The 8,337-nt window shown below is 36.8% G+C and carries 8 protein-coding genes and 2 pseudogenes; 8 read left to right on the top strand and 2 right to left on the bottom strand.

Annotated elements, in window-relative coordinates; translation table 11 throughout:
* The 6 genes and pseudogenes from CWATDRAFT_RS34780 to CWATDRAFT_RS27540 form a co-directional block, all read left to right on the top strand.
* Window positions 1–660, top strand: a pseudogene (locus CWATDRAFT_RS34780) (IS5-like element ISCwa2 family transposase); the annotation flags it as partial.
* Between the two features lie 264 nt (window positions 661–924).
* Entirely contained in the window at window positions 925–1,269 is a 345-nt protein-coding gene (locus CWATDRAFT_RS27560; protein WP_007308069.1) for a YtxH domain-containing protein, read from the top strand.
* Window position 1,270: 1 nt separating this feature from the next.
* Window positions 1,271–1,669: a hypothetical protein gene (locus CWATDRAFT_RS27555; protein WP_007308070.1), complete on the top strand. Its 399-nt coding sequence runs from the start codon at window positions 1,271–1,273 to the stop codon at window positions 1,667–1,669.
* A gap of 83 nt (window positions 1,670–1,752) precedes the next feature.
* Window positions 1,753–2,565 (top strand): TPM domain-containing protein, encoded by an 813-nt coding sequence (locus CWATDRAFT_RS27550; RefSeq protein WP_007308062.1) that lies wholly within the window; start codon window positions 1,753–1,755, stop codon window positions 2,563–2,565.
* 21 nt (window positions 2,566–2,586) lie between these two features.
* On the top strand, window positions 2,587–3,216 hold the full coding sequence (locus CWATDRAFT_RS27545; protein WP_007308063.1) for a precorrin-8X methylmutase: 630 nt from the start codon (window positions 2,587–2,589) through the stop codon (window positions 3,214–3,216).
* A gap of 285 nt (window positions 3,217–3,501) precedes the next feature.
* Complete coding sequence (locus tag CWATDRAFT_RS27540) at window positions 3,502–4,920, top strand: IS200/IS605 family accessory protein TnpB-related protein (RefSeq protein WP_007308064.1); 1,419 nt, start codon at window positions 3,502–3,504, stop codon at window positions 4,918–4,920.
* A 276-nt stretch (window positions 4,921–5,196) separates the two neighbouring features.
* Here CWATDRAFT_RS27540 and CWATDRAFT_RS27535 read toward each other — a convergent pair whose 3' ends face one another.
* Window positions 5,197–5,628: a WD40 repeat domain-containing protein gene (locus CWATDRAFT_RS27535; RefSeq protein WP_007308067.1), complete on the bottom strand. Its 432-nt coding sequence runs from the start codon at window positions 5,626–5,628 to the stop codon at window positions 5,197–5,199.
* Window positions 5,629–5,993: 365 nt separating this feature from the next.
* Here CWATDRAFT_RS27535 and CWATDRAFT_RS27530 point away from each other — a divergent pair, with 365 nt between their 5' ends.
* The gene (locus tag CWATDRAFT_RS27530; RefSeq protein WP_007308065.1) at window positions 5,994–6,197 is read left to right on the top strand and encodes a DUF751 family protein; all 204 of its coding nucleotides are present in this window, start codon (window positions 5,994–5,996) and stop codon (window positions 6,195–6,197) included.
* 124 nt (window positions 6,198–6,321) lie between these two features.
* Window positions 6,322–7,158, top strand: coding sequence for a DNA repair protein RecO (gene recO, locus CWATDRAFT_RS27525; RefSeq protein ID WP_007308066.1), 837 nt, complete (start codon window positions 6,322–6,324; stop codon window positions 7,156–7,158).
* Window positions 7,159–7,330: 172 nt separating this feature from the next.
* On the opposite strand, the pseudogene CWATDRAFT_RS27520 reads toward recO, so the two are convergent.
* Window positions 7,331–8,204, bottom strand: a pseudogene (locus CWATDRAFT_RS27520) (transposase); the annotation flags it as partial.
* Window positions 8,205–8,337 lie beyond the last annotated feature (133 nt).

Raw genomic sequence — 8,337 nt, 5'->3', positions numbered from 1 at the left:
GTGTTCCTCAAAGAATTGTAAGTTTAACTCAACCGCATATTCGTCCAATAGTGAGGGGAAAAGCAGGAAAACCAATAGAGTTTGGAGCTAAACTCTCAGTAAGCTGTGTAGATAACTATATGTTTCTAGAAAAAATAAGTTGGGAAAACTTCAATGAATCTTGTCATTTAAAAGAACAAGTAGAAAAGTATAAAGAAACGTTTGGCTATTATCCCGAATCCGTCCATGTAGATAAAATTTATCGAACTAGGGAAAACAGAAATTGGTGTAAGGAAAGAGGGATAAGAATCAGTGGTCCGAAGTTAGGAAGACCTCCGAAAAATGTCAGTGAAGAAGAAAAGAAACAAGCCCACTCCGATGAATGCTTCCGTAATGCTATTGAGGGAAAGTTTTGACAAGCTAAACGAAGATTTAGCCTAAATCTCGTGATGACAAAACTCCCTGAAACCTCCATTACATCTATTGCTATTACATTTTTAGTTGTCAATCTTTCTAAACTTCTGAGGCAGTTTTTGTCGCTTTTTTTGTCCTTATTTACTAATAATAGAACAGGGGAACTCATCAAACCGCTTTTCATTAATTTTGATTATACTTTAAACAATTTTTTATGTACTAAAACTTATTGATTTGTCAGAAAATTCTTGGTCAAAAGTGGCATAAATTTTGGAGAAACTTTTTCAGCAAACCCTATGTAAACGCAATATTGAGTAGATGAAAAACTTTTTTTTGTTAAGGAAATAATCATGGTTTCAGCCCCTGAAAGTCAGCCTTAGCTTTGAGTTAGGCGATCGCAGTCTAGGATAAAATATAATTCATGTGTCCTAACTAATTTTTCTACTGCTATAGATCCGAAAAAAAACTAAGAAGTCATGATCATAAAGCGAATTCTGCCTAAAATGATTGTTATACGTAACAGGTAAAATCATGTCAAAAAATAATAACAGTGGTTTATTCATGGTGGGTGTAGTCATTGGTAGTATGGTAGGAACCGTCACTGGACTCTTGTTAGCTCCCCGTTCAGGAAAAGAAACCCGACGCATCATCAAAAAATCTGCCGATGCTCTGCCGGAAATGGCCGAAGACTTATCTACTACGGTACAATTACAAGCCGATCGCCTTTCCGAGTCGGCACAAAAAAACTGGGACGGAACCTTAACCCGACTCAAAGAAGCGATCGCAGCAGGGATGGAGGCCACCCAACTAGAAAACCCTCCCGTGGACTCTCCCCGTGATATTACTGCTCAAACCAACTCCTCCAACAATAATTAGGATGACAAGTGATCCCCTATTTTGGCTTAGCTGTTCTCTGATTCTAATGGCAGTCAGTTTAACCACGGTTTTAATCGTAGCCATCCCTGTGTTGCAAGAAATAGCCAGGGCAGCCCGTAGTGCAGAAAAATTGTTTGATACCCTGCACAAAGAATTTCCCCCTACCTTACACTCCATTCGTCTCACAGGCTTAGAAATCACCGAATTAACCGATGAGATCGATAGTGGGGTTAAAAGTGCCTCAGACATAGTTAAACAGGTGGATACCGGACTGAATCAGACCCAAACACAGATTAAAAACGTCCGAACCGGAACCCGTCGCTTGCTGAGGGGGTTTCAGGTGGGTTGGAAAACCTGGAATCGTTCTTCTTCAAGAACCCCAGAAAAAGATCAATCTTAATTCGGATGTAAAAAAGTGTAAAGAAATATAAAATTGATTAATATTCATTTAAGTGTTGACAATCGGTTCCATCGTAAAATCTTATGCAAAAACGTGGCTTAAAATCCTTTTTAACTTCCTTATTCGTCTGTCTTCTTAGTTTTGCCATTTTAGTATATTCCCCTTCCCCTGCCTTAGCGGTCAATAACCCTGAGTTATTGCCAGATGAAGTAACCCCTGTAGTAGATTTAGCCAATTTTATCCCCGATCGCCAAGAAGAATCCTTGATTCAAGATATAGAAAGCTTTGAACAGGAAACCGGGTGGAGAATCCGTGTTTTAACCCAATACGATCGCTCTCCTGGCCGTGCGGTGATCAAATTTTGGGGTTTAGATGACAAAAGTATCCTCCTAGTGGCTGATTCCCGTGGAGGCAATCTCCTCTCCTTTAGTATTGGGGACGACGTTTATGAGTTACTACCAAGAACTTTCTGGATCGAATTACAATCCCGTTTTGGTAATATGTATTATATACGGGATAATGGGGAGAATAGCTCCATTATGGACTCATTAGGCACAGTTAAAGGGTGTTTAATCAAGGGTGGTTGTGGAGTTGTCCCTGGTTTACCCAGAGAGCAATGGATTTTGACTTTAGTTACTTCTATTGTCGGTGGTTTAGTGTTTGGTTTTGCCGGCACACCCCGTAAACCAGATCAAGTGTTTGCTTGGCAATGGGTTCTGATTATTTCACCATTATGGGGAATTCTCTTTATTGCCTTTGGTATTGGCCCAGTGGTCACTAGAACCTCTGATTGGTTACCTTTGTTCCGCAATGTGATGGGATTTGCCTTAGGGGTATTAGTAGCTTATCTGTCTCCTTTTTTAAATCAATCCTCCGCCTCCAATCCTAATACTTAATTAATAATTTTTGTGTTAACTATGGAATGGCACCTTACTGATGCTCAAAGTCTAGCTATGATAGATCGGGAAATCGGCGAAACGGTTTTCTCCCCTGCGGAGTACGAAATTGTACGACGGGTGATTTATCAAACTGCTGACTTTGACTATCTTTCTTTACTTCGCTTTTCCGAGAAGGGTTTGCAATCAGGGGCTGCTGCTTTGGCAGCCCGTAGCACTATTGTTGTGGATGTGCCGATGGTGCAGGTGGGTATTGTTCCCAATCTTCAGGAAACCTTTGCGAATGCTGTTTACTGTGGCACCCAAACCATTACCCGTCCCCAGAAAACGAAGACTAGCACCGCTTGGGGGGTGGAAACTTTAGCAAAACGCTATCCCGAAGCTATTTTTGTGGTGGGAGAGTCGCAAACGGCCTTAACTGCCTTGGTAGAGTTGGTGGAACAAGATGAGATTAAACCAGCTTTGGTGATCGGCACTCCTGCCGGGTTTATTGGGGCAGATGTGGCTAAAGAACGGTTAAACGATGCCCAAATTCCCCATATTACCGTTAATGGTCGTAAAGGTAGCGCAGTGGTGGCAGCAGCTATTGTTAATGGTTTATTAGACTTAGCTTGGCAAGCTTATGGTCAGTCGGAAAGTGGGGCCAGGTAATGAGGTAAGAAGTCAACCCACCCCTAACCCCTCCCAGGAGGGGAAGGAATAAACAGAGATTTATTATTTTTAGGTAGTTAGCGTAGGGTGGGTTAGACGGCTATAATTTAGGTGATCACAGGAAAATAAGAATCCGTCGTAACCCACCATTTTTGTTGAACAAAATCGTTTCGCGCAGTCCCCATCTAAAATTTTTAATTTAGATGAGGTTAGCGAAACCAATAAATAAACGCGAAGCATCCTTATATATGTTAATATGTTCCTAAGTCAACAAGCTTTTTAGTCATGATGGGTAAGTCTAAAACCAAACGTAAAACTAAAAAGAAAAAACCGAACTCCATGCTCCGTACAGATGTCTGGAAACTGAAGGTAAAATCTGTAGAGAAAAAGTTATTATTGTTGACAGTTGCTGAATATAGAAGATTTTTAAAGGCATTAGTTTTTATTGTTAATGCTGAATGGAAATTAATGGGAAATCTGACAGATAAAGAGAAAGTAAATTATCTAGAAAAATCTATCCATGTAACTAGCCAAAATACCCAGATTAAATATTTATATTATCAAAAAGTTATTGATAAATATCCCTCATTTCGTAAGTTTCCTAGTTATTTGAGAAGAGCAGCTATAGCTGATGCCCTTGGGATTGTTTCAAGTTTTCAAACTCGTTATCGAGAATGGCAATCAGGGATAAGAAAATATAGAAAAGTTAGACCGCCTCGTTTAACAGCTATGTGTCAATCCTATCCTGCTTTATATAAAGGGCAACAAGTCAAATATAACGATGATTATCGAAATGTTTCTCTCAAAATTTGGAATGGTTCAGATTGGGTTTGGTTAGAAGAAATCCCAGTGAAAGGTCACGGACTTAATCGACATAAAGTGATAGGTAATCAACTAAAGTCTCCAGCTTTAGTGGTTAATTCTAAAACTTGTCAGCTTTCAATGCCAGTTAAAATTAAACCCGTAAAAAAGGAGGATTCAGATTATGTTTGTTCCGTAGATTTAGGCATTAATAATGCTGCTACCTGTTCGATTGTCGGACAAGACGGTACTGTAAAAGCTAGGAAATTTATCAATCCGGCTAGAGACATAGACCGTCGAAATAAGCGCAGAATGATGATTAATCAAAAGTCAAAACAGACTCATAAAAAGACAAAACAAAAGTTTGTTAAGGGTTTTTGTCGAGGTCTTTATCGGAAGTCAAGTAATATCAATTTAGAAATCTCTCGTAAAGTTTCTAGAGAAATTATTGAGTTTGCGTTACTTCATGATGTCAAAGTAATCGTCATTGAAAACTTAGCAGGATGGAAAGCTAAGGCTGGAAAGAAAGGCACTTTAATGAGACAAAAGTTTCATTTATGGTGTCATCAAAAAATTGTAGAGATTTTAAGTGACCGATGGGCAGAATTAGGGGGAAATGTGCAAACAATTAACCCTAAATACACCAGTGCTTACGCCTTTGATGGTAGTGGGAAAGTTAAACGTAATAAAAAGAATTATTCTTTATGCGTTTTCCCATCTGGTAAACAATATAATGCTGATTTAGGAGCTTCATATAATATCGGAGCAAGATATTGGTATTCTGTCTTAATTGGTGATAAGTATTTCTCTAGGGTATTTGTTAGCAAAAGTTCTACAAATACACTGCGGACACCAGTAACTCTGGAGACACTTAGAAGTCTAAAAGCTTCTGGGTGGAAATGAATCCCCATCTATAATCTTTGATTTAGATGGGGTGTGTTCAAATAATCCAATAGGAGTTCACTATAATTCATTTATCTCTAACACCACCCAACAGAAAAATAGAGATTGCAGAAGGGGAATAATGAAAACAAATCAAACTATAGTATTAATTCTATCCCTCGCAATGAAAATCAAGAAATAATAATTAATATTGGGCTTAATAACATTGGGCTTAATATTATTAAGCCCCTACGAATACAATAATAACACCCTAAATAATCTAACCTAATAAAACATTTATCGTCCAACTCGCCAAATTGTGATAGTTCCAAAATAACCTCCAGCTGCCAAATATTTACCATCTGGACTATATACTATGGAACTAGCCCATGAAAGATCACCTGTTAAAGTCCTAACTACTCTTCCTGTTTCTATATCCCATATTTTGATAGTATCATTCTCACCACTAGCTAAATACTTCCCATCTGGACTATATGCTATAGAATAAACACCTCCAGAAGTAGTCAATGTTTTATAAATAAATTCATCACTATTCCGATTAAGTAATAAAGGGTTCGTTGCTGAAAAACCATAACGCCAAAAAATATAACTAGGATATGCTGCTAATAATAACAAAATTCCCCCAACAGCAATTAATCCATTTCTTAATTTATTATTCTTTGGTTTGGGTGGTTTAGGAAGTGGTTTTTTTTTGTAATTGCTTTTCAATTTTATCCAATCTTTCCAAAATAACTTGAGTATTATTATTATCAGGATGATCAGGTTGTTTACAAGAAGGGTTAATACAATAACAAGGTTTCATCATCAGTTAAGGGTCAGAAAAATAATGGTTAATAAATACAATATAGCAATCATAAATGATTCATGAGAACCTCGATATACCCTCTTCAGTTCCCCCCTTTTTAAGGGGGGTTAGGGGGGATCAGCATTCCCTTATACTCAAACTTAATTCTCACAACTGATAACTGATTGCTATAGTCCCTAGAGTGGGTTGAATTATGCTAGAATAGTTTACTGATATGGTAGCATAGCCAAAAATATAATAAATAATCAACGAAAAAAGAGGTGAATTAATGGGAGAATTCTTTCAAAATGTGTCACGTTACCCCCGTTATCTGATTAGCTTTACTCTAGGGGTATTTTTCGTCTTTTTTAACTGGATTAAACCTTTATTTAAAAATCCTGTCAGTGCGATCGCTGTTGTTGGCATTGGTATCGGTACTTTTTCACTGCTTTATTTTACTTTAAAAGCAATGTTAGGCTTATCAGCAGTTTAAAATAATCTAGGGGTTTAATAGTATTAAACCCAGCAGCACTTAATTAAACCTATCACACCCACCCCTAACTCCTCCCAGGAGGGGAACATGAGGGGAAGTAAGAATAATTAATAACTGAAAAAAAATGAGTCGAACCTATCAAACCACAGGGATTATTTTAAAGGGAATACCGTTTCAAGAAGCCGATCGCTTAGTAACTCTTTTATCTCCTGATTATGGTTTAATTCGTGCTATTGTACCAGGGGCGAGAAAACAAAAATCAAGATTGAGGGGACGATCTGAATTATTCGTTATCAATGAATTACTAATAGCTAAAGGGCGATCTCTTGATAAAATTACTCAGGCCAATACCCTCGAATCTTATCCAGGGTTAAGTAAAGATTTAGGAAAGCTTGCAGCCGCCCAATATTTAGCCGAATTAGTGTTAAATTTAGCTTTAGATGATCTACCTCAAGTAGAAGTTTATGAACTTTTTAACGAGCATTTAAGGCGGTTAGAAAAGATGTCGTTAGCAGAGAGTTTATACGGATATTTAGCACAAGCTGTGTTTCATTTATTGGCGATCGCAGGGATCGGACCCCAAGTTCATCGTTGTTGTGTTACCCAAGAAGAATTAAACCCTAATTTTCATGATCCTAGCTGGTGTGTTGGCTTTAGTTTTGATGCCGGGGGATTGATAAATTTAAGGATTAGAGATAAGGAAAAAAATAATACTAATCCTATTGTTTTACCGATTATTAATCAGAGATTAAAAGCAACAGAACTAACTATATTACAACACTTAAATGAATCATCCTTACCCCATCCATATAAAATTTTACCGGCTACTATTCTAGATAGTGATTTCATTGTTCCTTGGTTAAAAGTGGAACATCTATTAAGAAATTATGCTGAATATCAATTAGGGCGTTCTTTTCGTTCTGTTACCCTTATTGATAGTTTACCTACAGCAGAATTTTAGCTAGTTTATCTAAATTAACTAGATAGTGATTTTACTTAGTAATTTAGATAAATAATAAATTTAAACAGGTAGTTATACTGATGCTAAAAATATATTATTTTTCTATGTTTTAGATAAATACTAATTGAATTAAGTTACTAATTAGGGTTTGCTGAAAAAGTTTCTCCAAAATTTATGCCACTTTTGACCAAGAATTTTCTGACAAATCAATAAGTTTTAGTACATAAAAATTATTTAAAGTATAATCAAAATTAATGAAAGGCGGTTTGATGAGTTCTCCTGTTCTATTATTAGTAAATAAGGACAAAAAAAGCGACAAAAACTGCCTCAGAAGTTTAGAAAGATTGACAACTAAAAATGTAATAGCAATAGATGTAATGGAGGTTTCAGGGAGTTTTGTCATCACGAGATTTAGGCTAAATCTTCGTTTAGCTTGTCCAAACTTTCCCTCAATAGCATTACGGAAGCATTCATCGGAGTGGGCTTGTTTCTTTTCTTCTTCACTGACATTTTTCGGAGGTCTTCCTAACTTCGGACCACTGATTCTTATCCCTCTTTCCTTACACCAATTTCTGTTTTCCCTAGTTCGATAAATTTTATCTACATGGACGGATTCGGGATAATAGCCAAACGTTTCTTTATACTTTTCTACTTGTTCTTTTAAATGACAAGATTCATTGAAGTTTTCCCAACTTATTTTGTCTAGAAACACATAGTTATCTACACAGCTTACTGAGAGTTTAGCTCCAAACTCTATTGGTTTTCCTGCTTTTCCCCTCACTATTGGACGAATATGCGGTTGAGTTAAACTTACAATTCTTTGAGGAACACTCTGGGTCTTATTCTCCCACATTGACTGTTGTTGTTCATAAACTTTTTTGATAGTCTCTAGACAATTTTTTCTGTCTTTTACTCAGATTTTTCCAGGAAAAGCCCCAGCTTGAATTAAGTCCTTCTATATTTCCCAAATTTTTTCCTAAAGGTATTTTAACCTGTTTTCCCGATAGCTTTTCCTTCTTTCTTGAATAAGATACTTTTCGTTTTTTTAGCTACCTTTTAAGGAATTCCCTTCTCTAGCAAATATTCCTAGGAAATTCTTCGGGCTTTTTTTTCTCCAATTTTAACCCCCTAAAAGGGTTTTTTAAAGGAATAAACCCAATTAAATCCTTTTCCGGGCCC

This window comes from Crocosphaera watsonii WH 8501, assembly GCF_000167195.1.
Classification (GTDB): domain Bacteria; phylum Cyanobacteriota; class Cyanobacteriia; order Cyanobacteriales; family Microcystaceae; genus Crocosphaera; species Crocosphaera watsonii.
Note: the sequence above shows the minus strand (reverse complement) of the source record. Positions and strands in the feature narration are given on the sequence as shown.